At 61.6% G+C, this 22,719-nt stretch carries 19 protein-coding genes; 5 read left to right on the top strand and 14 right to left on the bottom strand.

What is annotated here, in order from left to right; all coding sequences use genetic code 11:
* Window positions 1-75 precede the first annotated feature (75 nt).
* Window positions 76-2,184, bottom strand: coding sequence for a TonB-dependent siderophore receptor (locus NRB16_RS11115; protein ID WP_373568457.1), 2,109 nt, complete (start codon window positions 2,182-2,184; stop codon window positions 76-78).
* Between the two features lie 303 nt (window positions 2,185-2,487).
* On the opposite strand from NRB16_RS11115, the gene NRB16_RS11110 reads away from it, so the two are divergent.
* Window positions 2,488-2,799, top strand: coding sequence for a hypothetical protein (locus tag NRB16_RS11110; RefSeq protein WP_253141187.1), 312 nt, complete (start codon window positions 2,488-2,490; stop codon window positions 2,797-2,799).
* A gap of 236 nt (window positions 2,800-3,035) precedes the next feature.
* The gene (locus NRB16_RS11105) at window positions 3,036-3,800 is read left to right on the top strand and encodes a hypothetical protein (protein WP_257106153.1); all 765 of its coding nucleotides are present in this window, start codon (window positions 3,036-3,038) and stop codon (window positions 3,798-3,800) included.
* A gap of 19 nt (window positions 3,801-3,819) precedes the next feature.
* Here the strand turns inward: NRB16_RS11105 and NRB16_RS11100 are convergent, their stop codons facing one another.
* Window positions 3,820-4,677: a sensor domain-containing diguanylate cyclase gene (locus NRB16_RS11100; RefSeq protein ID WP_253141188.1), complete on the bottom strand. Its 858-nt coding sequence runs from the start codon at window positions 4,675-4,677 to the stop codon at window positions 3,820-3,822.
* A 181-nt stretch (window positions 4,678-4,858) separates the two neighbouring features.
* Complete coding sequence (locus tag NRB16_RS11095; RefSeq protein ID WP_045481716.1) at window positions 4,859-5,581, bottom strand: pirin family protein; 723 nt, start codon at window positions 5,579-5,581, stop codon at window positions 4,859-4,861.
* A 247-nt stretch (window positions 5,582-5,828) separates the two neighbouring features.
* On the opposite strand from NRB16_RS11095, the gene NRB16_RS11090 reads away from it, so the two are divergent.
* Both NRB16_RS11090 and NRB16_RS11085 read left to right on the top strand, forming a co-directional pair.
* Window positions 5,829-6,779 (top strand): GlxA family transcriptional regulator, encoded by a 951-nt coding sequence (locus NRB16_RS11090; protein ID WP_045481713.1) that lies wholly within the window; start codon window positions 5,829-5,831, stop codon window positions 6,777-6,779.
* A 203-nt stretch (window positions 6,780-6,982) separates the two neighbouring features.
* Window positions 6,983-8,455, top strand: coding sequence for a helix-turn-helix transcriptional regulator (locus tag NRB16_RS11085; protein ID WP_257106152.1), 1,473 nt, complete (start codon window positions 6,983-6,985; stop codon window positions 8,453-8,455).
* Between the two features lie 65 nt (window positions 8,456-8,520).
* Here NRB16_RS11085 and NRB16_RS11080 read toward each other — a convergent pair whose 3' ends face one another.
* The 4 genes from NRB16_RS11080 to NRB16_RS11065 form a co-directional block, all read right to left on the bottom strand.
* Window positions 8,521-11,286, bottom strand: coding sequence for a winged helix-turn-helix domain-containing protein (locus tag NRB16_RS11080; RefSeq protein ID WP_257106151.1), 2,766 nt, complete (start codon window positions 11,284-11,286; stop codon window positions 8,521-8,523).
* Window positions 11,287-11,316: 30 nt separating this feature from the next.
* Window positions 11,317-11,772: a helix-turn-helix domain-containing protein gene (locus NRB16_RS11075; RefSeq protein WP_045481704.1), complete on the bottom strand. Its 456-nt coding sequence runs from the start codon at window positions 11,770-11,772 to the stop codon at window positions 11,317-11,319.
* Window positions 11,773-11,977: 205 nt separating this feature from the next.
* Window positions 11,978-13,408: a mechanosensitive ion channel family protein gene (locus NRB16_RS11070; protein WP_045481701.1), complete on the bottom strand. Its 1,431-nt coding sequence runs from the start codon at window positions 13,406-13,408 to the stop codon at window positions 11,978-11,980.
* A 60-nt stretch (window positions 13,409-13,468) separates the two neighbouring features.
* Entirely contained in the window at window positions 13,469-14,488 is a 1,020-nt protein-coding gene (locus NRB16_RS11065; RefSeq protein ID WP_257106150.1) for an alpha/beta hydrolase, read from the bottom strand.
* Window positions 14,489-14,645: 157 nt separating this feature from the next.
* Between NRB16_RS11065 and NRB16_RS11060 the strand changes: the two genes are divergently transcribed.
* Window positions 14,646-15,551 carry a LysR family transcriptional regulator gene (locus tag NRB16_RS11060; RefSeq protein WP_045481694.1) on the top strand — a complete coding sequence of 302 codons (906 nt, stop codon included), beginning with the start codon at window positions 14,646-14,648 and terminating at the stop codon, window positions 15,549-15,551.
* A gap of 343 nt (window positions 15,552-15,894) precedes the next feature.
* Here the strand turns inward: NRB16_RS11060 and NRB16_RS11055 are convergent, their stop codons facing one another.
* The 7 genes from NRB16_RS11055 to NRB16_RS11025 form a co-directional block, all read right to left on the bottom strand.
* Window positions 15,895-17,205, bottom strand: coding sequence for an OprD family porin (locus tag NRB16_RS11055; protein WP_257106149.1), 1,311 nt, complete (start codon window positions 17,203-17,205; stop codon window positions 15,895-15,897).
* Between the two features lie 100 nt (window positions 17,206-17,305).
* The gene (locus NRB16_RS11050; protein ID WP_045481691.1) at window positions 17,306-17,962 is read right to left on the bottom strand and encodes a response regulator transcription factor; all 657 of its coding nucleotides are present in this window, start codon (window positions 17,960-17,962) and stop codon (window positions 17,306-17,308) included.
* A gap of 176 nt (window positions 17,963-18,138) precedes the next feature.
* On the bottom strand, window positions 18,139-19,215 hold the full coding sequence (locus tag NRB16_RS11045) for a chemotaxis response regulator protein-glutamate methylesterase (RefSeq protein WP_045481688.1): 1,077 nt from the start codon (window positions 19,213-19,215) through the stop codon (window positions 18,139-18,141).
* Window positions 19,212-19,721 (bottom strand): chemotaxis protein CheD, encoded by a 510-nt coding sequence (locus NRB16_RS11040; RefSeq protein ID WP_045481685.1) that lies wholly within the window; start codon window positions 19,719-19,721, stop codon window positions 19,212-19,214. Before NRB16_RS11040 ends, NRB16_RS11045 begins: the two co-directional genes overlap by 4 nt.
* Window positions 19,712-20,524 carry a protein-glutamate O-methyltransferase CheR gene (locus tag NRB16_RS11035; protein ID WP_045481682.1) on the bottom strand — a complete coding sequence of 271 codons (813 nt, stop codon included), beginning with the start codon at window positions 20,522-20,524 and terminating at the stop codon, window positions 19,712-19,714. The genes NRB16_RS11040 and NRB16_RS11035 overlap by 10 nt, the downstream gene beginning before the upstream one ends.
* Window position 20,525: 1 nt before the next feature.
* Complete coding sequence (locus NRB16_RS11030; protein WP_045481679.1) at window positions 20,526-21,047, bottom strand: chemotaxis protein CheW; 522 nt, start codon at window positions 21,045-21,047, stop codon at window positions 20,526-20,528.
* A gap of 27 nt (window positions 21,048-21,074) precedes the next feature.
* Window positions 21,075-22,706, bottom strand: a complete 1,632-nt coding sequence (locus NRB16_RS11025) for a methyl-accepting chemotaxis protein (protein ID WP_045481677.1) — start codon at window positions 22,704-22,706, stop codon at window positions 21,075-21,077.
* Window positions 22,707-22,719 lie beyond the last annotated feature (13 nt).

The following is a 22,719-nucleotide window of genomic DNA, read 5'->3' as shown; positions in this document are numbered from 1 at the left end:
GGGGTGCTGTTCGGACTGCGGGCATGGCGGGTTTGTTCACTGCCCAGTGGCGCTTCCTTGCGCCGGGCAAGAGGCTCAGAAGCTGTATTTGGCGGTCAGCATCAGGTTACGCGGTGCGCCATAAGTGTCGCCGCCATAGGTCACTGAGTTGGAAATCGACGCATAGTATTTACGGTCGAAAATGTTGTTGGCGTTCAATTGCAGGTCGAGGTTCTGGTTGACCTTGTAGCCGGCCATCAGGTCGGTCAGCACGTAGCTGCCTTGTTCCAGACGGTAGTTGCCGTTGAGCACGGCGAAGTCGTTGTACATGCGGCTCTGCCAGGACAGGTTGCCGCCCACGCGCAGTTTTTCCAGTTGGCCCTGGAACTGATAACGGGTGGTCAGCTTGAACAGGTGCTCAGGCGTGTCGGTATCAAAGCGCTGGTTCACGTTCTGCGGTGCGGCGTCATCCTTGATGGTGTGCACGCGGGCATAGGTATAGCCGCCGCCGACCTGCCAGTTTTCGGTCAGTGCGCCTTGCAGTTCCAGGTCGATACCCTGGCTGCGTACTTCGCCGGAGGCTTCATAGCAGGCCGATTGCGGGCAGTTCGGCACGAACACCTGCACCGCGCGGTTTTGCTGGTCGACACGGAACAGAGCCAGGCTGGCATTCAACGCACCGTCGAAGTACTCGCCCTTGATGCCGATCTCGTAGTTCTTGCCGACGATGGGCCGTACCGGGGTGCCAGAGGTATCCAGCGAGCTTTGCGGGGTGAAGATATCGCTGAAGCTGGCGTATACCGAGTGGTGCGCGTCCAGGTCGTAGATCAGACCGGCGTAGCGGGTGACGTTGCGGGTCACCTTGTAGTCGCCGGCGCCGCTGCGGTTGTCGTAGTCGTACCAGTCCAGGCGGCTGCCCAGAATCAGCTTCAGCGGGTCGGCCAGGTTCAGGCGAGTGGTCAGGTACACGCCATCCTGGGTGGTGATGTTATGGCTGTCGTTGGTGCGCACGAAATCCGGCTTGGCGCCATCGAGCGGCCAGTAGAGGTTGTACGGGCTGTAGTTGTGAGTGGTCCGGTCATAGACACGCTTGCTGGCGCCGACCACCAGCTCATGAGTACGGCCGAAGGCGTCGAACGGGCCGCTGACAAAGCCATCCAGGCCCATTTGATTTTCATCGTATGAAGCCTGGTAAACCGTGCGCTGCAGCTCGCGGTTGGCGGCCCAGCGCGATTGGTAAGAGCCTGAAAACAGCGCGTCCTGCTCGGAGTAGTTGGCGTTGACTTGCAGCTTCCAGTCGTTGGCCAGGCGCTGACGGAACTCGGCGAATAGCGTGTTGATCTGCTGGTCCTTGTCTTCCCAGTCGGTGCCGGGGTTATACGAGCGCGGCAGGTTCAGGTGATGACCGTCCAGGCCAACCATCGACGAGCCCCAGAAGTAGTTGGTCTTGTCCTTCTGGTGCGAGAAACCCAGGGTCAGGGTGCTGTCTTCGCTCAGGTCGGCTTCGGTGACGGCATAGAACAGGCCGTGATCTTCTTCGCGGTCATCAATGAAGCTGTTGGCATCCCGGTATGAGGCCACCACCCGGCCACGCAACGTGCCGCTGCTGTTTAGCGGGCTGGAGGCATCAATCTCGCCACGGTAGTCGTCCCAACTGCCGGCCGCGCCGGTCAGGGTGACTTTCTGCTCGGCCAGCGGGCGCTTGCGCACCAGGTTGATGGCCGCCGACGGGTTACCGGAACCGGTCACCAGGCCTGTGGCGCCACGCACCACCTCGACGCGGTCGAACATCGCCAGGTTTGGCTGGGCACCGACCGATACGCCGTTGTAGCCACTGGGAATACCGTCATACATCAGGTTGTCGATGTCGAACCCGCGTGAGGTATAGGCCTGACGGCCTGGGCCGTTGGCGTAGCTGAGAAACAGCCCGGGGGTGGCGTTGACTACATCATTGATACTGGTCATGCCTTGGTCGTCCATGCGCTGACGGGTAATCACCGTCACGGCTTGCGGCGTTTCACGCAGGCTCAGCGGCAGCTTGGTGGCCGTCGACATGGAGCCGGTGGTGTACGACTGGCTGCCCTCGGTGGTACTGCCCAGTTGGGTATCACCGATTTTGGTCGCGCCCAGTTCAACCACCGCGGGGGCGGTGGTTTCTTGCTTCTCACCGGTTTCGACCGCCCATGCAGGCGTTATGGAGGCCATGCAAATGGCCATGGTCAGCAAATTACGGGTCGGGCGGAAAAACGCATGTGGGGTAGAGCGCGACATGGGGAGCGTCCTGTAAAAGTGAAAATCATGCTTATGAGAATGATTAGCATTTATTTTGACAGGATTTTCACAAATGTAAATGTTTGTAAAACGTTGCAGGCAGGGCTGGTAGATGAGAGGCAGGAGCTGCGGGGAATATTGACTGGCAGGGGGGCAGCTATCTTCCGGCGATGGGCATTTTTATCCGTTGCGCGATAACATCCGTACTCAAGGCCAGACTGGCGGACAAGGATCATCATGCGATTTTTAAAGCCTTTATCAACAGCCGCGCTGCTGGTTATGGTGGTGGGATGTGGGCAACAACAAAGCGCGCCTTGTCCTGAGGCCGGGCAGGATTTTCTTGAGAAATCGATTCGCGCCTACTTCGACAGATTTCCTCCCAAGGGTGGAGGGGAGGGCGTCAGGATTCTTTCAGATGCCACTTACAACCCGGCCCATCGGCTCTGGTCAGTTTCTGTTGATGTGCCTGACAACAAGTACTATGCGATGGTGAGTTGCAACGGCCATACAGAGCTGTCGTCAAGAGCGCTGTCTGAAACGTCTCGCTAGGATGCCACACAGCATTTAAAGAAATCGCAGAGGCATTCCCCGCAATTGATGCCGATTCATGTTGATTTCCAGACAGCAGCGGGTCGGTTCAAGGGCTCAGCAAGCGGGTACCCGTGGCGAGTGATGCGTGCCCGTTCCGCCCGATAAGCTCGGGTCTCTTTTTTAACTGTCGGCACCTGGCCATTTCGTTGCGGTTAAGATGGCGGTCTTTCCCTGTCTGGTTCGATGTCTTGTTGATGACCGCCTTCTACCTCAAATTGCTCATCACTCCCACGCTGATGCTGGTCATCTCTCTGGCGGCCAAACGCTGGGGTACGCATATCGGCGGTTTACTGTCCGGGCTGCCGATTACTTCTGCGCTGGTGATGCTGTTTCTCAGTCTTGAACAAGGCGCCGGGTTTGCCTTGCAGGCGGTGCCGGGGGCGCTGGCCGGGTTGGCGGCAATTCAGGCGACTTACCTGTTTTACTTTCTGATGACCCGTAAAGTCGGGGCCTTTATCGGCTGCATCACGGCACTGATGGCTTATGCGGCGACCGCCTTGGCAATCAGTGACGTGGGCGCGCCGCTGGTGTCGATCATCGCCACCTTATTGTTGGTCGCGGCGAACATCGTGTTCACGGGTAAAGAGGCGCAGACCCGCAAGGCCAACTATGTGGCGCTGCCGCGGTGGGTCATTCCGATGCGCATGCTCACCGCAACGCTGTTGTTGCTGGCAATTACTGCCAGCGCCGAGTGGCTGGGTCCTGTGATCAGTGGCTTGCTGGCACCGATCCCGGTGATTGCCTGGCCATTGGCAGTATTTGCCCATGTGCAGGGCGGGCGCTATGAACTGGGCGCCATCGTGCGTGGCAACGCCATCGGCGCGGTGGGCGTGGTGGGCTTTTACCTGGCGCTGCAGCACTCGATTGTGCAATGGGGCGTGGGGGCGTCGCTGAGCGTGGCGGTGGTGTTGGCGGTGCTGGTCACGGTGGGATTGGCCCGGTTGGTCAGGACGCGTTAGCAAGTCGTGCCTTGGATATTCATCTGCCGCGCTGGCGCTTGACCCGATACATCTCTGCATCGGCATGACTGAGCAGCGCATCGGCGTCGGTGCCATGCTCGGGAAAACGCGCCACGCCAATACTGCACGACGGCATTTGCAGATCACCGAACTCTCGCCCCAGCGGTTGGGCCAAGGCGCTGATGAGCTGCGCGACTTTCGCTTCGATACCCTCCCCGCAATGGACGTTGGTCAGCAGTACGGTGAATTCATCGCCGCCCATGCGCGCCACCGTGTCGCTCTTGCGCGCGCAGCCTTGCAGGCGCCTGGCAATCTCGCAGAGCACCTGGTCACCGACGGCATGCCCATGCACATCGTTGATGGCCTTGAAGCCGTTGACGTCGAGAAACAGCAAGGCCACGGTATTTTCATTACGCTGTGCTGCGTTCAAGGCTGTCTGCAGCCGGTCAGTGAACAATGCCCGGTTGGTCAGCCCGGTCAACGGATCATGGTGGGCGAGAAAACGCAGCTGTTGCTCAGCCTCGGCCAGTGCGGTGACGTTGCGGGCCACGCCGATGCGTGCATCGAACTCTTCGGACCAGAACGCGGCCCACAGAATCGACACCACGGCGCCATCCTTGCGGATGTAGCGGTTGCGAAAGTCGACGTGCGGCAGGCCGTTCATGACCCGTTCAATCGAGCCGCGCGTGGCGGGCACGTCGTCAGGGTGCAGGTAGCCGGTGATCAAGGTGCCGATCAACTCGTCGGCCCGGTAGCCCAGCAATGCTTCGCAGGCATCGCTAACGAACACGATCCGGTCGCTGCTGTCGACTACGAAGACCGTATCCAGCATCAGGTGGATCAGCCTGGGATAGAGCGTTTGCAAGTCGACGGGCATAGGAGAGGCAAGTCCGGTTCATGGCACTGGTCATCGATCTGACCGGTCGGACAGGCGATGAGCCATCTTGCAGACTTCCAGCAGATCTGCGCAAGGCGGGTAACAAAAATTAAACGACAACGCCGCGTCAGCCGCGGCGTTGTGCCTGTTGCACCATGCAATTTGCAAGGGATCGGCCACCTTATGGACGCTGTGGACGGTCCTGGGCGCGCAGGTCGAAGACCAGCACTTCTGCATCTACGCCCTGGCTGAGTTGCAGACGCTGTTCGTTGCGCACTTTGACCCCATCACCTTCGCCCAGGGCCTGGCCGTTGAGGACCACGCTGCCACGGGCAACATGCACGTAGGCGTAGCGGTCGGCGTCCAGGCTCAGCTCGGCAGACTCGGCACCGTCGAACAGGCCGGCATACACGTTGGCATCCTGGCGAACCTGCAACGAACCTTCCCGGCCGTCCGGCGAGATGATCAGCTTCAGGCGGCCGCGCTTGTCTTCGGCGCTGAAGTGCTGCTGCTGGTAGTTCGGCGTGGCGCCGGCGATGTTGGGCACGATCCAGATTTGCAGAAAGTGCACCCGCTCTTCATGCGAGTGGTTGAACTCACTGTGCGCCACACCGCTGCCGGCGCTCATCAGTTGCACATCGCCTGGGCGGATCACCGAGCCGGTGCCCAGCGTGTCCTTGTGTTCCAGCGCACCTTCGAGCACGTAGGAGAAAATTTCCATGTCGCGGTGCGGGTGCTGACCGAAGCCTTTGCCGGCTTCGACGCGGTCGTCGTTAATCACCAGCAGATCGGAAAAGCCCATTTCGTCCGGGTTGTAGTAGTTGGCGAACGAGAAGGTGTGCTGCGAGTTGAGCCAGCCGTGATTGGCGGCGCCGCGGTCAGAAGCTTTGCGAAGAGTGAGCATGATGGTTCTCCAATCGGTGTCGGCCCTGGTGATTCAGGTGCCGATCTGTTGAGAACAAGATTACTGCGATCAGACTGTCGCAATAAGTGGCTCAATCATGAATGACTGTCGCTTTGCAGTTGACAGTTCTTTCCCCGCGTTGAATTATCTGGTAAAACGCTCGTTAAGAATTGTGTCCGTTTTTGGTCAAGTTGACGCGATCCAGACATTCATTGATGAGCACCGCTACCGCCATGATCCAGCCCTCATGAAAACCGTGGCCATGCTGCTGTTCCCCGATTTCCTGCTGCTCGATATGTCCGGGCCGCTGGAGGTGTTTTCCATCGCCAACCGTTACCTGGCGCCGGAAAACCATTACCGGATCGTGACCATCGGCTCCGAACCCGGTGCGTTGCGGGCCTCCAACGGGGTCGTGGTGCAGGCTGACCTGGCGATCGAACAGGCCAACGATGCCTGCGATCTGCTGTTGATTCCGGGCGGGCCGGGGGCTTATGACCGGCAGATGCCGCAAGTGCTTGCCTGGCTGCCGGAGGCAGTGCAACGCGCGCAGTGGTTTGGCTCAATCTGCACCGGGGCGTTCATTCTGGGGGATGCCGGGCTGCTCGATGGCTATCGGGTCACCACTCACTGGCACTATACCGAGCGGCTGATCAAGCGGGTGCCCAAGGCGCGGGTGGAAACCGATCAGATCTACATTCAGGACCGCAACCTGCTGACCTCTGGCGGCGTGACGGCAGGCATCGACCTGGCCCTGGCAGTGGTCGCCCGGGATCATGGCAAAAAAGTTGCCCAGGACGTGGCCAAGGTGCTGCTGGTGCTAATGAAGCGCCAAGGCGGCCAGGCGCAGTTCAGCCCGCTGATGACTGCCGTGGCCCCTCAGGAAAGTGTGGTCACCAAGGTGCAGAACCAGGTGCTGGAGCAACTGGGCGAGCCGTTTACCGTCGAGCGCATGGCGGCCCTGGCCAACATGAGCGCCCGGCACTTCTCCCGTTTGTTTGTTCGCGAACTACAGATGACACCCATGGAGTTCCTCCAGAGTGCGCGCATCGATTGCGCCCGCAGCCTGCTGGAAACCACCGACCTGCCGCTCAAGACCATTGCTTATAAAAGCGGCTTTGGCAGCGTGCGGCACATGCGTTCATTGTTCAGCGCCCGGTTGGGGCTGACGCCTAATCAGTATCGCGAGCAGTTCAGCTAGCGGTTGAACACTATCGCCATACAAACTCAATGCGTTCAGCAGCCGTTCAGCCAGCCCGGTGTCCGGATAGCGCACCGGATTGACCGTATCGGGCCCCCCGGCGCGGTTGTCTCATGCGCTGTGGCTGCGAAGATTAACACTGGTTAATTCTTCAAAGTCAGGTGCTGACCGGGCGGTTCCCCGTGCAGCGCGCGGGAGTGCGCATGAACAATCTGAACAATACCTCCGGCGACGCGGTGCTGCTGTTCGGTCCCTATGCTTTGCACGTGCGTCAGCGGCAAGTCATGCGCGGTGGTGTGGCGTTGACCCTGGGCGGGCGCGCCCTGGATATTCTTCAGGTGCTGGTCGAGCAGGCCGGTCAAGTGCTCAGCAAACAGCAGATCATCGAACAGGTCTGGCCTGACTCGGTGGTCGAGGAGGTCAACCTGCGGGTGCACATCGCTGCATTGCGCCGCGCCCTTGGCGGCGGGCGCGATGGCCAGCGCTACATCGCAACCATCGCGCAGCGCGGCTACAGCTTTGTCGCGCAGGTTTCGCAAGGCGAAGATGCCGGCTGGTCGACCGGTGAGGTCGTGGCGCAGCATAACCTGCCGGCCATGCTGACCCCGCTGATCGGCCGCAATGAACAGGTGGCCAGCCTGGCCCGGCAGTTGTCTGCCCGGCGCCTGATAACCCTCACCGGCCCGGCGGGCGTCGGCAAGAGCCGGCTGGCGTGTCGGGCCGCTGAGCTACTGGTCGGGCATTACCGGGATGGGGTGTGGCTGATCGACTGTTCCAGCGCGGCGCCTGAGCAATTGCTTGAGCAACTGGTGGCTTTGCTGCAACTCGACGCGGCGGGTCGACCCGCGCTGGATGTGCTGGGCGAAGCCTTGGCCGTGCGCCAATGCCTGTTGATCTTCGACAGCGCCGAATGCCTGCCCCACGTCTGCCGCCAGTGGGGTGAAGGCTTACTGGCGCAGGCACCGCAACTGACGATCCTGGCCACCAGCAGGCAGCCGTTGTATGCGCGTGGCGAATACTGTTTGCCGGTGCCCGCACTGGAGGTGCCGTCACGTGCCGCCATGCACGACCGGCAGCAGGTGCTGGCCTGCTCGGCCGTGCAGTTATGGGTGAGCCGGGTGCAGGCGTGTCAGCCGGATTACCGGCTGCGTGAACAGGATCTGAGCGCAGTGACCGAGATCTGCCGACAGCTCGACGGCCTGCCATTGGCAATCGAACTGCTTGCCTCGCAGCTTGATGTATTCGCGCTGTCGGGCCTGCGTGCGCAAATGAGCAATGGCCAGTGGCTGCTGAGCCTCGGTCGTCGCACCGCCGTAGCCCGCCATCAGTCACTGGGCGCCGCGCTGGACTGGAGTCATGCGCACCTGAGCGAGCAAGAGCAAACCCTGCTGCGCCGCCTGGCGATCTTCGCCCTGGACTTCACCTGGCAAGCAGCAAGCGCAGTGGTGTGTTGCGAGGATTTCGGGCCGGATCAATTGCGCAATGTGCTGGTGCTGCTTGAAGCAAAGTCGTTATTGACGGTGAGGGTCGATCACCAGACCGTGCGTTATCGCTTGCTCAATACCGTACGGGTACATGCCTTGCGTCGCTTGCAGGCCTGTGGCGAATATCCGGCGTTGCAGGTTTGCTACGAGCGTTACATGGGATACCCGCAATACAGCCTGGCGAGCGCGTAGGATCGCCGCCCAGACCAAGGTCGCTCCCACCGAGGTATGGAGTGCCTAATTGAACAGGATTGCCGCTAAAGCGGCTCCTGCAAACTGTGCAGCAGGCTTGTGACCAGCCGCTGTTCGGCCAGATCGCAATCGGCCTCGCCGCTATTGAGCACCTGTTGCAGCACCTCTACGGCCTGGGCAGGGCGCTGCTGGCGCAACCATAACCGTGCCAGGCTCAGCGCACAGCGCAACTCCCAAAGCACAGCGCCTTGCTGGCGGGCGAGGTCCAGCGCCTGTTGCAGTTGATCCTGAGCGATTTCATCCGGTTGCTGCTGGGCATGACAACGCAGTATTTCAGCGGCGCACCAACCCGCTTCGCCATTGCGCGCACGTTCCAGTTGCCGGGCGTCTACCGTGCCGCCGCGCAGGCTCAGCAGAATGTCGCGCAACAGGCCGCTGGCCGGGCTGGCCGGCTGGACGGGCAAGTCGAGCAGACGGGCGTAATGCTGAGCCCAGGTGTAGAACAACAACACCGAATGCTTGTGGGCATGAGCATGCAGTTGCCGGACCCGTTGGTGGGCCAGTTGAGTTTGTCCTTCGGACAAGGCGATGGGGCAGCCGGCCAGCGCCAGAGTGTAGCAGATCGACAGGCCGTGGTCGATCTGCAGAGCAATCTCCAGTGCCTGGTTTGCGGTACGCCGGGCTTCGGCGGGCCTGCCTTGCAGCCAGAGAATTCGCGCCAGAATCGTCAGCGCCGCCACACTTTGATCGTACTGAATGCCAAAGCCATGGCTGAAGCGGTTCAAGTGTCCGCTGTGACTCAGGCGCTGCAGGGCTTGCTCGGCGCACTGGCGTGCCTGGGTCTGCTGACCGCTGTAGTGCAGGGCCAATACTTGCAGACGCAGGGCGCTGAGGTCGGTGATCGGCGCGTCACCCAATTGCTCGAACTGCTGGCTCTGCAACACCGCCGCCTGATAATCACCGCCGCACAGATTGACCGCCGTGAGCCCGGACACCGCACGTAACCGGCCGTCGGCGTCACCGGCCTGATCGGCCAGGCGTCTTGCTTCATTGAAGGCGTCGACGGTCTCAAGACTGGCGCCGCGGCTGTGGTAGCTGTAGTTGCCCAGCGCCAGGCGCAGTTGCAATTCCAGTGGCGGGCAGGGCTGGTCACTGTGTTGCAGCGCTTGCAAGGCCTTGCGCACGTACACACCGTGTTCTTTGAGCAGCGACAGTTCCTGCCACAGCGGCGCCGAGTGCGCGACCAGCGAAATCGCCAGGGCCTGCGGACCCTCGCCATTCAAACCCCAGTCGAGCACCTCGCGAATGTCTTCCAGGCTGCGGGTGTAGCGTTGCATCCATTGCCGGGTAGGCAGGTTGTGCCAGTCGTGGCGTGCCTGCTGCATCAGCGCCAGGCAGTGTTCGGCATGGCGTTTGAGGGTCTCGGGCAGTTCGTTGCGCTGGCGCAGCTTGGCCAGCGCGTAATGCCGGGTGGTGTCGAGCAGGCGGTAGAACACCGTTTCATCACCGGCCTCGACGCTCAACAGCGATTTGTTGGCCAACTGGCTGATGGTATTGCACAGCAGCGCCGCCGACAGCGCCGGGTCGCCGGCCACTGCCAGCGCCGACTCCAGGCTGAAGCGGCTCTTGAATACGGCCAGCCGGCACAGGCAGAGCTGCTCGGCCGGTTCGAGCAGGTTAAAGCTCCAGTCCAGGGTCGCCAGCAGGGTCTGATGACGGCCAGTGCTGTCCGGGTGAGCGGTGATGCTCAATCCCACACTGTCCTGCAGTTGGGTCTGCAGGTCTTCCAGGCTCAGGCTGGCCAGTTGCGCGGCGGCCAGTTCGATGGCCAGCGGAATGCCCTCCAGGCGGCGACAGATGTCACTGGCCAGCGCCAGGCTGGCCGGGCTCAGGTCGAAATGCGCCTGGCTGTGCATGGCGCGCTCGACGAACAACTGCAAGGCGGCAAAGCCCATGGCTTCGACCTGGCTGGTCAATTCGGTAGGCGGGCAGGCCAAGGCATCGAGGCGCTGAATGACTTCGCCCTCGGCGCGCAGGCTCTCGCGGCTTGTGGTGAGAATATGAACCTGCGGTGCGCTGCGCAGGAGTCGCTCGCAGAGTACGGCAATCGCATCGATCAGATGCTCGCAGTTATCGATCACCAGCAGCAGTTGGCGGTCGCGTAACCAGTTGCACAACTGGCCCAGTGCGTCGCCGTCGGCCGGGGCCTGATCGAGCAGCGCAGCCAGTTGTGCGGCGACCAGCAATGGGTCGCTGAGCGCGGCAAGGTCCAGCCAGCGGATGCCGTCGCGGTAATCACCGACCAGCGAGTGTGCAACGTGCAACGCCACGGAGGTCTTGCCGATGCCGCCGGGGCCGGTGAGGGTGATCAGGCGTTGGCTTTGTAACTTCACCGCCAGGGCCTGGACCAGTGGCTGGCGGCCGATCATCCGTGCCTGGCGCGCCGGCAGGTTGTGGTTCAGATGAATCGGCGTGTCGCTGTCCGGGCCGGGTGCGGGCTGTTGCAGGCGCACCACCGGCGCGACCAGGCTGTAGCCGCGCTGGGCCACGGTGACGATATACCGCTGGCCGGCCTGGCCATCCCCAAGTGCCTTGCGCAGTGCTGCCATATGCACGCGCAGGTTGCTGTCTTCGACCACGCTGGTGGGCCAGACCCGGCTCATCAGGGTCTGACGGCTGACCACTTCGCCGGGGTGTTCGAGCAGCACCAGCAGAATGTCCAGCGCCCGGCCAGACAAGCGCAGCGGCTGGTCGGCATCGAGCACCAGGCGTTGTTCGGGGTAGATGCGCAAGGGCCCTAACTGCAGGGGCTGCTCCTGGGTCGATGGCATCAGCGCACTCCTTGGCATGGGCGAATGGTCTCAGGTGGCGATCCGCAAGCTGTGATCATGACGGTTCTTCAAGGCATGGCCACGCCAGGTCAGCGGAGTAATGCCTTCGCTGCGCGAGAAGATATGCGAAAAGTGTGACTGATCGCAAAACCCGCATTCCTGGCTGATCTGGGTCAGGCTCATGCTGGTATGGGCGATCAGGCACTTGGCGCGCAGAATTCGCTGTTCGCGGATCCATTCCTGAGGTGACAAGCCGGTGCTGGCCTTGAACGCCCGCGAGAAGTAACTGCGTGACAACGCACAGGCTTTGGCCAGCCCGGTCACTTCGATGTTCTCACTGAGGTTGTCCAGAATCAGTTGCATGGCGAGCTTCTCGCGCCAGGGTGTCAAACCACCACTGTCTGCCGACGCGGGGCGCTTGCGGCTGTGCAGGCGTAAACAGATCTGACAGGGAAGAACGCGCGTTGGTCGGGAATCTTGAGTCATGGCAATTGTCCGTAAGTCTCGGGGAGGCATTTGAGCCTTGAACAGGACCCGCACTTTGCATGGGCAAAAGTCTGCACAGAGGCCGCCATTCTTGGTCGCACACACGTGGCTGACGAGTTAATCGTTGTTAATTCTGCAAATGCTGATGATGGCGTTTTGCTTTTTAAATCGGCCCGCAAGGCTGCGGGCTAGAGCATTGGCGGGATCAGTTGCGGCGTTGCAACCAACTCAGGAAGCCGTTTTTGCGGGTTTGTGCGGGGCGGGCCAGTAACACACTGTGTGCGTTGTTCTGGCGCACCGCCTGAAGCTTGTTGAAGGCCCGGTTGACCTGTTTGCATTTCTCCAGGCAGGCCCGTGCGGTGGCCTTGTCGATGCGGTAGATGATGCTTGAGGTCATGGCGGTGAAGCTGGCCTCGGACGGGGTATCGCCCAGCACGCTCTGCTCACCCATGATCTCGCTGGGCCCCATGCGCCCGGCTTCGACCTGTTTGTCGCCATCGGGCACCGCCGCACTGACCACTCCTGTGGCAATCACAAACAGCGACTCGGACACCTCGTTCACATCCAGCACCACCTGGCCTGCGACGTACTGCTCGGCGGTCATGGCCTCGGCCAGTGCATCGCGTTCTTCCTCGCTCAGTGAACGGAACACCTTGACCTCATCAAGCAGCGCCCTGGCCCGGGAAATCGGCACCGCATTGCCCTCGCTCTGGCGGATGATGCCGGCCGCTTCCAGGTGCCGGTGGGCCAGGTCAAACAACTGGTTGCGTACTTCACCCTTGCGCGACAGTTCGGCGATGAAACCGCTGGCCACATACTCGGCCATGGTTTCGCCCGATTCCTTGAGCACCGCTTTGGGCGCCGGAGTCAGCAGCAGGCTGTCGCTGCCTTGCAGGGCACGTTGCAGAGCGTCGAGCACCCGGCGTGGGCGGACATGCTTGGGCACCTGAATGCTGATCGACACCCCGTGCATGTTGCTGGGCCGGCTGAGGTTGACGATTTTGGCCTTGGCCGCCACCGAGTTGGGGACCACGGCGGTAGCACCGGCGCTGGTCTGCAAGTGGGTGGCGCGCCAGTCGACGTCCACCACCTTGCCTTCCACACCGTCGATGGTCACCCAGTCATCCACCTGATAGGGCTTGGTGGTGTTGAGCACGATGCCGCTGAATACGTCGCTCAGGGTGCTCTGCAAGGCCAGACCGACGATGATCGCCATCGCCCCGGAAGTCGCCAGCAGCCCCTTGACCGGCAGCTCCAGCACATAACCGGCAGCGGCCACCACACAGGCCAGGAAGATCAGCGCACCGAACACGTCCTGCAGCAAGCGGCCGCTCTGGCCGATCCGGCGCATCAGCGCCAGACCGATCAGCACGGTCATGGTCCGCGCCGCAAACAGCCACCACAGAATCGCCAGTGCCGTCGCGCCCAGTTGCATCACGCTGTCGTCAGGCCAGCTGGGCGCCAGTAGCGGGCTGATGCCGCTGTTGATCAACAGGCTGGTGTAAAGCACGAACAGCGCCAGACGCATGGCCACCCGGGCGGCCCGCAGATGCAGCGGCACCAGATACCAGAGCGAGACATCGGCCAGCAGGATAACGGCGCCCCACAGCAGGGGATGGCTGAGTACGAAGGACATGGTGGCGACTCCGAAAAAAGAGACCAGGCGCTGTGAGGGCAGCGCCTGGTCTGGTAGTGGTCAGTTCAGGTGAGCTTTCAGTTCGCCGGCGGCCTGACGCATGGCCGAGCGCACTTCAGGGATGTGGGTCAACGGGTTGAGCAGGCCGTAGTCATGGATCATGCCGTTGTAGCGCACTGCGGTGACCGGCACCCCGGCGGCATCAAGCTTGCGAGCGTAAGCCTCGCCTTCGTCACGCAGCACGTCGAACTCGGCGGTCTGCACCAGCGCTGGCGGCAGGCCGCGCAGTTGCTCGGGGCTGGCCTGCAACGGCGAGGCATGCACCTGGGCGCGCTCGGCAGCGTTGGTGGTGTAGTTGTCCCAGAACCACTTCATCATGCCCTTGGTCAGGAAGTGGCCCTCGGCAAACTGGTTGTACGAGCCGTTATCGAAGTTGGCATCGGTCACCGGCCACAGCAGCAACTGGAAGCGCAGTGCGGGGGCTTTCTGTTCTTTGGCCATCAGCGCCACCACTGCGGCCATGTTGCCGCCGACACTGTTGCCAGCCACTGCCAGGCGCTTGCCATCGACGCCGATTTGCTTGCCATGCTCGGCCACCCAGCGGGTCGCGGCGTAAGCCTGGTTGATCGCAGCCGGGTACTGAGCCTCAGGCGACGGGGTGTAGTCGACATACACCGCCACCGCGCCGGAGCCGACCACCAGGTCGCGGATCAGCCGCTGGTGGGTCGGGAAGTCGCCCAGCACCCAGCCGCCGCCGTGGAAGAACATGAACACTGGCAAGTCACCCTTGACCTTGGCCGGGCGGACGATCTGCAGGTTGATCGCCTGACCGTCAACCGTGATGGTCCGCGGCGTCACTTCAACGCCCGACAGATCAACCTTCACCGAGGCCTGGGCGCCGGTCAGCACCGCACGGGCATCCTTGGGGCTCAGTTGCTCAAGCGGCTTGCCACCGCCGGCGGCGAGGGCTTCGAGAAACGCCTGAGTATCGTGTTCAACGCCTGGGCTGCCAGCGGCGAAAGCGCTGTTGACCGACAGGGCGAGCAGGCTGGCAACGAGGCTGATCTTGATCGATTTCATGAAAGTGTCCTTGGGTATTCAGAGTTGGGTTATCAGGTAGAAAAATCGGTGTGGCTGATGGCGTCTGGCCTCAGCTGCACCGTGGACACAGATTAATTTGCTGTCGAAACCGGAAAAAGCGGGTATAAGGCGTTTAACTGTCAATCTGGAAGAGACAATGAACCCGTTTGAAGACATGCGTATCTTTTGCCAGGTCATGGAATCGGGCAGTTTCACGGCGGCGTCCGACAAACTCGGCCTGTCCAAGCAGTTCGTCAGCAGGCGCCTGATGCAGCTTGAAGAACGCCTCGGGGTCCGCTTGCTGAACCGTTCGACCCGGCGCCTGGACGTCACGCCACTGGGGCAGAGTTACTACGAATCATCGCTGCGCCTGCTCAGTGAAGTGGAGCAGGTCGAACAGGGCATCGCCGGCCAGAACAACGAACCGCGCGGCACTATCCGGGTCAGTGCACCGCTGTCATTCGCCATCGCCCACCTTGGCTGCCTGGTGCCGTTGTTCCTGCAACGCTACAAGGACGTGAGCATCGAAGTGGACCTCAGCGACCGGCCGGTGGACCTGATCAGCGAAGGCTACGACCTGGTGCTGCGTATCGGCACCCTGGAAGATTCGTCGCTGGTGGCCCGACGTATCGCGAGTATCGAACGGGTGTATTGCGCCAGCCCCGTGTACCTGGCCGAACGCGGCCACCCGACCGCACCGGAACAACTGCACGAGCATGACTGCCTGCCCTATGGCCACAGCCGCCAGGTGCAATGGCGCTTCGACGGGCCGGGCAAACCGACGCTGATCAACGTCACCGGCCGCATGCGGGTCAACAACGGTGACCTGCTGCGCGACGCGGCGATTGCCGGGCTGGGCATCACCTACCTGCCGACCTTCATCGTTGGCGCGGCACTGCGCAGCGGCAGCCTGGTGCGGGTCCTCGACGACTTGTGCCCGCCACCGCTGACCCTCTCGGCGGTCTACCCGCAACACCGCCAGACTTCCCGGCCGGTGCAGGCGTTTATCGAGTTTCTCAAGGAGCGCTTGCAAGGCAGTATCGAAACCGGGGATCGACCGTAGCTGATCATTTAAGGTCGATGCGGTCTTTGTGGGAGCCAGCTCTGCTGGCGAATGCAGTCGTGCATAACGAGCAGATGGACCGGTTTTACCGGCCCGGCTGCTCCTGCTCAATTAGACCGGTGGGAGCTGCCGGCCGGCGCTCCGGTTGCTAGCGAAGACGGCGGCACATTCGCAGCAGATGTAGTGCTTTTACTGGCCTCTTCGTCGGAGTGCCACCCAGACCAAGGTCGCTCCCACCGGGGGCACACAGTGCCTAAGTGAATGTATGATCAGCCCATCTCCTGCAACCACAATCGATCAACAGTATTGCGGCTAAAGCGGATCGCCGCCCGGCCGCGCCTGCTCAACGCAAGATATCCAACGGATACTGCACAACCACATACAGCCGATCCAGATCGTTATTACCCTGCGCCGCATTGCCCCGATGTGTCACATACGACAACTCCACCGACAGCCCCTGCAAGGCGCCTGCCGGGGCCTTGTAGGCCAGAGTCAGGTCGGGTTCCCAATGCCTGCCACCTTTGCCTTGCAACGGCACATAGCGATCCTCAGCGCCAGCAAACCGGTTGTACGCACCACCGCGTGGCGCATCGGTGCCATCGATACCACTGCCGCGCACATAGCGGCCCATAAAACTCAAACCCGAAAACACATCACCCAGATCCAGGTCATAACGCGCCTGAAAGGACTGCTCGCCAGGGCCATTGAAGTCGTTGTACTTGATCGAGTTGGCCAGATAGATCGAATCACCGCCGACAAAGTCGAACGGCGTATCACCATGGATCTTCTGGTAACCGAAACTGAAAGCCTGCCGGGCATGGGTCAGTTTCAGCAGCAGGCTGGCCGCCGTATTGGCAATCGCACCGGCACTCGCCTGACCACTGTCCAGTGTGCGATACAGGTTGGCATCCCAGTCAAACCGCGTCTGGGGACCCAGCAGATGACCGCCATGCAGGTTGCCGTAATACTGCCGCCAGGTGTCGCTCAACTCTCCGATATACAACGCACCGCCCAGCGCCTGGTCACTGCGGCTTTCAATCCCGGCCAGGCTGATGCTCTGTCCGGCGGTGCTGGCGCCGTAGCCCTCCAGATCACCACGGCCGGTGGACTGGTTCTGGTTCTTGAACGCGGTAAAGCGCCCGGCCACCAGGCGCACGCCCGGCACGTCAAGGCTGTCGAGCAACCAGCCAGTGGCGTACTCCGGTTGCAGGCGCTTGTCGGCGGTGTCGAACACTGGCGTCTCGACCTCCATCTCGCCCACCCGCAACTGCGTGGCGCCCAGGCGCAGCTTCAGTGCCGCGCCTGCCGAGGAGTAATCCGGTTCGGCGCGGCCATCGCTGTCCAGCGGCAGCAGGCCGGTACCCGCCGTGCCGCGACCACTGTCCAGGCGCAGACCGAAAAAACCATGCGCATCGATTCCCAGGCCCACGTTGCCTGAGGTAAAGCCGGAATTGAAGTGGCCGATAAACCCCTGCGCCCACTCCTGGCTGTAGTTCTGCTCGCGAACCCGGTCGTTACGGTAGTCGTTGTGCAGGAAGTAATTACGTGCCAGTACGCCAGCCTGGGCGTCCTGCCAAAAGCTGTTGTCCTGAGCCTGCGCGCCATGAGCCAGGGCGGTAAGTAGTAGCCCGTTGAACAGAACCAAACCGCGCATGCCTGATGCCTCTGAATCAAAGCGCTAACTTTGACCCGGCTGACCAGGCATGGCTTGAGCAGATGTGTCGTGTCCGGTTTTTAGCTGAGCCTGAAAACGCTCAGTCATTGACTTCGATAATCCCTTCACGTACCGCGAACAACACCAGGCTGGCGATATCGTGAATGCCCAGGCGATGCATGACCTGCGAGCGATGGGCCTCGACGGTCTTGACCGACAACCCCAGGCCGCCGGCAATCGAGCGTGTCGACTCGCCACGGGCGATCAGGCGCAGGATCTCCAGCTGGCGTTCGGTCAGCGCCACATTACTGCTGCGGGTCGGCTGCACCAGGGTCTTTTTCACCGCCTGGCTCACCACCATCGGCACCACTGCCGACGACAGATACTGCCCGCCGCTGCGCAACGACTGCAGCGCCAGCTCCAGTTCCAGCACACTGGCACTCTTGAGCAGATAACCATGGGCGCCCAGTTGCAGGCACTTCATTACGAACTCCGAGTCCGTGTGCATCGACAGCATCAAAACCTTGCAGGCCGGCGCATGCAGCGCCAGTTCTTCGAGTGTGTGCACGCTGGCCGTGCGTTCTATGGACATGTCCAGCATGACGATTTCCGGGGCCAGCACCACGGCCAGTTCTACAGTGCTCAACGTATCGCCGGTCTCACCGACGATCTCGTAGTCATGTTGTTTTTCCAGCAGCGCCCGGATACCGGCCCGAAACAGTGGGTAGTCATCAGCGAGCAAAATTCGGCAAGGCATAGATCAGGCCTGTGTCGCGTGGGAATAAATGCCGTCCTTGTGTTCAGGCGGCGTTGTTGTATCCCGTGTGGGGCGTGGCACGGGGCCAGACCGGTCTGAATATGCCTGCTGGCCACAATGTGTTTTACAGACGCCCACAGGGGGAGACGTCCATATCGTTGTTCCGGCAACCTCCCTCAGCCGTGTCGAGCATGGTCACCGAATTGCTGGATCAGCAGCGGGACTCTGGATAACGGTTCAATCGTTTGTGCAGCGCCCATCCGGATCGCTTCCTTGGGCATGCCAAAGACCACGCAACTGGTCTCGTCCTGAGCCACGGTCTGGGCGCCGCTCTCGCGCATCGCCAGCAGCCCGCGTGCCCCGTCGTCGCCCATGCCGGTCATGATCACGCCCAGGGTATTGGCCCCGGCATGCCGGGCGACCGAGCGAAACAGCACATCTACCGAAGGTTTGTGACGATTGACGGGGGGACCATCGAGGACTTCGACCTGGTAATGCGCGCCACTGCGTTTGAGCTGCATATGGAATCCGCCGGGGGCGACCAGTGCCAGACCGCTGTGGACGCGATCCAGATGCCTGGCCTCGCGCACTTCAATCTGACACAGGTTGTTTAACCGACGGGCGAAATCGGCGGTGAATTTTTCCGGCATGTGTTGAACGATCACAATGCCCGGGCAGTCACGTGGCAACTGACGAAGCACGTATTCCAGTGCCTGGGTGCCGCCGGTCGAGCAACCCAGTGCCACCACCCGATCGGTGGTGTGCAACAAGCCTGTCGGTGCGCTTGGCGGCGCCGTTGGGGTTGCTTTGTTTTTCTGTTGTTGCAAGGCGCTTGCCACAGGCCTGAAGGCGCCGGGGCGGGTACGCGCCGCCTCTTCAATGGTGCGGATCAACTCGCTGGACATCTGCTCCAGGCTCTGGCGCAGGCCCAGCCGGGCCTTGGTGAAGACCCCCACAGCGCCTGCAGAAAGGGCTTCCACGGAGACACCCGCACCGCTTTCGGTCAGCGTCGAGCAGATCAGCGTCGGGGTCGGGCGTTCGCTCATGATCTGGCGCAGGAAGGTCAGGCCGTCCATGCGCGGCATCTCGATATCGAGAATGATCACGTCCGGCCAGTCACGGCGCATCTTGTCGATGGCATACAGCGGATCACCGGCATGGCCGATGACCTTAATGCCGGGGTGATTGTCCAGGCAACTGGTCAGCACCTGACGCACCAGCGCCGAGTCATCGACGATAAAGACCTTGATCATGATACCCACCTGGGTCTGACCGGCAGGCGCATCAGTTTGCGCTCGCAGTCGATGCGGCCACTGCTGCCGTCGACGAGCAGGCGGCGGTAATGGTCGCCATTTGTATCGCAGTGATCCACCGGCCAGTTGCGCAGGCTGAACTGCCGATGGGCGAACTCGCTGTTGCTATGTCCGACCCGGCAGGCGATGCGCCCGAGCGGGCTGCTCAGGGTGCCGCCACCAAAAATGCTCTTGCGGTATTCACACGGGCGGGTGCCATGACGCAGCATGTCGGCATGCAGGCGGCGGAACACCGCGTCGCCGTAACGGGTGTCGAGCGGATCGTTGCGCAAGCCCGGCTGACCCGGTTCGCGGGGAAGCACGTAATGGGACACCGAGAGCAGACGCCAGCGCGGGTGCCAGAGAATGATCGACACGCAACTGCCCAGCAGCGTCGTGACCGGACCGTTGTGGCGACCAAAGAAATAATCGCCGGGGCGCAAGAACAGCGAAGAACTTACAGACATTCGTATACCGAGGGTTGAATCAGCCTGAGCGGTAATTGCAGGCCATGGATGCTTTCGGCGTGGCCGATGAACAGAAGTCCGCCGGGACGCAACTGACCAACGATGCGCTGCACGATGCGGCGTTTTTCCTCGCCATCGAAGTAGATCAGCACATTGCGCAGAAAAATCGCATCGAACAGGCCCAGGTCCTCGACCAGCGGCTGGACCAGGTTGACTTCGCGCAGGTTCAGGCGCTCACGCAGCGCCGCCTGGACCCGAAAGCGCCCGCTCATGTCGCCAACCCCGCTCAGGCAATAGCGCTGCAGCCAGCCTTCAGGAAAATACTTGGCCTGGCTGATGTCGTAGATACCTTCCTGGGCCTTGCGCAGCATGCTCAGGCTCAGGTCGCTGGCGGTGATCGACCAGTCTTTGGTGGTGGCGTGTTCGCTGAGCACCATGGCCATACTGTAAGGCTCTTCGCCCGACGAGCAGGCCGCGCTCCATAGCCGCAACGGCCCGCGCTGACGGGTCAGCCACTCGCCCAGGCAATCGAAGTGCGGGTGTTCACGAAAAAAGTAGGTCTCGTTGGTGGTCAGCAAGTCCACCACCAGCCGGCGCTCCTGACGGTACAGCGGCTGCTCGATCATGCGCAGGTACGCGGTGAAACTGTCGAGCCGGTAATGACGCAGGCGTTTCATCAACCGCCCCGCCACCAGTGGCCGTTTGTTGTCGGCCATCTGGATCCCCGAGGCCTCGGCCATGAGCTTTTGCAGGTGGCGGAACTCGCTGTCGCCGAGCCCCGGCAGCTTCAGTGCATCGGCCATGTCAGCTGCCCTTGCTCACGGCAAGACTGAGCTGGCGGATATCGTCGAGCGATAGCACCTGCGCAACATTGAGGATGATCGTGAAGCTCTGCTCGTTACGGGCCATGCCGGCGATGAAGTCGGTACGGATCCCGGCACCGAATGGCGGTGGCGGCACCACCAGTTGCGGGTCGATGTCCAGCACCGCATCCACCGCATCGACCACCAGGCCGATGCGCTGGTGATGCTCTTCCATCGCCAAGTCAATGATCACGATGCAGGTGCGCTTGTCAGGGCGGGTCAGCTCGAAGCCGAACCGCGCTGCCAGGTCCAGCACCGGCACCACGTTGCCGCGCAGGTTGATCACCCCGTGAATGAAGGCGGGCATCATCGGTACCGAGGTGACGTCGTGGTACTCGATGATTTCCCGCACCAGGTCGATCGGCAGCGCGTAGGCGGCGTCACGGACCCGAAATGACAGGTGCTGCACGCTCAGCGCGTGAGCCGCGTCGAACGATGAATCGGAACTCTGGGCAAGGTTCATGGCTGTGCTCTTCCTGAACAGGTCCGGTCAGCCGAAGCTGACGAACTGGCCTTCGTCGACCTGACTCTTGCCACGCGACCAGGACGGCGGGGTGCCGCCGCTGAAGGTGTCGTTAACCCGTGGCAGTGGTCGGTTGGCTGCGTTCTCGTCGAAGCGGAAGAAGCCGATCAACTCCTGCAACTGGCCGGCCTGGGCGTTCATCTCTTCGGCGGTGGCGGCCAGCTCTTCCGAGGCCGAGGCGTTCTGCTGGGTGATCTGGTTCATCTGGCCCATGGCGATATTGATTTGCCCGGCCGCGCCGCTCTGTTCCTGCGAGGCTGCAGTGATTTCCTGAACCAGGTCGGAGGTTTTCTGGATATTGGGCACGATTTCGTTGAGCAGGCGGCCGGCCTGTTCGGCCAGTTGCACGCTGCTGGAGGCGACCTGACCGATTTCCTGAGCGGCCACCTGGCTGCGTTCGGCCAGCTTGCGCACTTCGGCAGCCACGACCGCAAAGCCTTTGCCGTGGTCGCCGGCACGGGCCGCTTCGATGGCCGCGTTAAGCGCCAGCAGGTTGGTCTGGTAGGCGATGTCGTCGATGATGCTGATCTTGTCGGCAATCTGCTTCATGGCCAGCACCGTGTCACCCACGGCGCCGCCACCCTGTACGGCATCGTTGGCCGCTTTGCCGGCAATCCCGTCAGTGATCTTGGCGCTCTCGGTGTTCTGGGCGATGGAGGCTGACATCTGCTCGACCGAGGCGCTGGTCTGCTCGACACTGGCGGCCTGTTCGTTGGCGGCCTGGCTCAGCGACTGCGAGGTAGAGCTGACTTGCTCGGAGGCTGAAGACAGCGCATCGGCAGCGCTGCGCACGTCGCCGAGAATGCTGCGCAGGCGCACCGCCATGTTCTGCATTGAGGCCAGCAGCTGGCCGGTTTCGTCCTTGCTGTTGACCTGCACGTCCTGGCTCAGATCACCGGCGGCCATGCGGTTGGCAGCGACCACGGCATCGTTGAGCGGTTTGGTGATGCTGCGGGTGACCAGCACGCCGATCAGCATGCCCAACAGGGTTGCGGCGACCAGCAGGCCAATCATCTGCACGCGCGAGTCCAGATAGATGTTGGTGATTTCAGTGTTGGCTTCGCCTGCACGATTCTTTTTATGCGCGACCATTTCACCCAGCATACGATCAATCACGTCACCGCTGGCCACGGCTTTGGGCAACAATTCAGTGATTTCATTAGCTTCCTGGAACTGGCTGGAGCTGCGGCTGATGTTGACCAGTTGTTTGACGAGCGTTTCATATTCGGTGAACGGCGCATTCATCTGGTCGTAGCGTTCCAGGCTTTCTTTGGTCAGGAAATTCTCGCGACCCTTGACGATCTGCTGGCGGGTCAGGTCCAGCGCCGTCAATGTGGAGCTGAGCATTTTCTCGCGGTCAGCCTGATTGGTGGCCAACAAGGCACCACGCAGTGATCGGCCTACGGTAACCAATTGAATATTGGCTTCCTGAAGTTGGGTCATGCCTTCGATATCGACCTCATACATACGGTCTGACAGCGAGTTGACCTGGTCCAGATTGCGGATACCGATCAGGCCGATGACGATGGTCAGTGCCACCACCACCAGAAAGCCCAGGGTCAACCTCAAGCCTATCTTCATGTTTCGAATGAACTGCATGCTGAATCTCCTG

It is taken from the genome of Pseudomonas sp. LJDD11 (genome assembly GCF_024584215.1).
In the GTDB taxonomy this organism is placed as follows: Bacteria; Pseudomonadota; Gammaproteobacteria; order Pseudomonadales; family Pseudomonadaceae; genus Aquipseudomonas.
This window is presented reverse-complemented; position numbering and strand designations above follow the sequence as displayed.

Excerpts from the sequence above, each read along its gene's own strand:
- NRB16_RS11095 (WP_045481716.1), bottom strand. The coding sequence starts at position 5,581 with ATGCTCACTCTTCGCAAAGCTTCTGACCGCGGCGCCGCCAATCACGGC.
- NRB16_RS11115 (WP_373568457.1), bottom strand. The coding sequence starts at position 2,184 with ATGGCCTCCATAACGCCTGCATGGGCGGTCGAAACCGGTGAGAAGCAA.
- NRB16_RS11060 (WP_045481694.1), top strand. The coding sequence starts at position 14,646 with ATGAACCCGTTTGAAGACATGCGTATCTTTTGCCAGGTCATGGAATCG.
- NRB16_RS11075 (WP_045481704.1), bottom strand. The coding sequence starts at position 11,772 with ATGACTCAAGATTCCCGACCAACGCGCGTTCTTCCCTGTCAGATCTGT.
- NRB16_RS11110 (WP_253141187.1), top strand. The coding sequence starts at position 2,488 with ATGCGATTTTTAAAGCCTTTATCAACAGCCGCGCTGCTGGTTATGGTG.
- NRB16_RS11025 (WP_045481677.1), bottom strand. The coding sequence starts at position 22,706 with ATGCAGTTCATTCGAAACATGAAGATAGGCTTGAGGTTGACCCTGGGC.
- NRB16_RS11080 (WP_257106151.1), bottom strand. The coding sequence starts at position 11,286 with ATGCCATCGACCCAGGAGCAGCCCCTGCAGTTAGGGCCCTTGCGCATC.
- NRB16_RS11085 (WP_257106152.1), top strand. The coding sequence starts at position 6,983 with ATGAACAATCTGAACAATACCTCCGGCGACGCGGTGCTGCTGTTCGGT.
- NRB16_RS11090 (WP_045481713.1), top strand. The coding sequence starts at position 5,829 with ATGAAAACCGTGGCCATGCTGCTGTTCCCCGATTTCCTGCTGCTCGAT.
- NRB16_RS11040 (WP_045481685.1), bottom strand. The coding sequence starts at position 19,721 with ATGTCTGTAAGTTCTTCGCTGTTCTTGCGCCCCGGCGATTATTTCTTT.
- NRB16_RS11100 (WP_253141188.1), bottom strand. The coding sequence starts at position 4,677 with ATGCCCGTCGACTTGCAAACGCTCTATCCCAGGCTGATCCACCTGATG.
- NRB16_RS11055 (WP_257106149.1), bottom strand. The coding sequence starts at position 17,205 with ATGCGCGGTTTGGTTCTGTTCAACGGGCTACTACTTACCGCCCTGGCT.
- NRB16_RS11070 (WP_045481701.1), bottom strand. The coding sequence starts at position 13,408 with ATGTCCTTCGTACTCAGCCATCCCCTGCTGTGGGGCGCCGTTATCCTG.
- NRB16_RS11035 (WP_045481682.1), bottom strand. The coding sequence starts at position 20,524 with ATGGCCGATGCACTGAAGCTGCCGGGGCTCGGCGACAGCGAGTTCCGC.
- NRB16_RS11050 (WP_045481691.1), bottom strand. The coding sequence starts at position 17,962 with ATGCCTTGCCGAATTTTGCTCGCTGATGACTACCCACTGTTTCGGGCC.
- NRB16_RS11105 (WP_257106153.1), top strand. The coding sequence starts at position 3,036 with ATGACCGCCTTCTACCTCAAATTGCTCATCACTCCCACGCTGATGCTG.
- NRB16_RS11030 (WP_045481679.1), bottom strand. The coding sequence starts at position 21,047 with ATGAACCTTGCCCAGAGTTCCGATTCATCGTTCGACGCGGCTCACGCG.
- NRB16_RS11065 (WP_257106150.1), bottom strand. The coding sequence starts at position 14,488 with ATGAAATCGATCAAGATCAGCCTCGTTGCCAGCCTGCTCGCCCTGTCG.
- NRB16_RS11045 (WP_045481688.1), bottom strand. The coding sequence starts at position 19,215 with ATGATCAAGGTCTTTATCGTCGATGACTCGGCGCTGGTGCGTCAGGTG.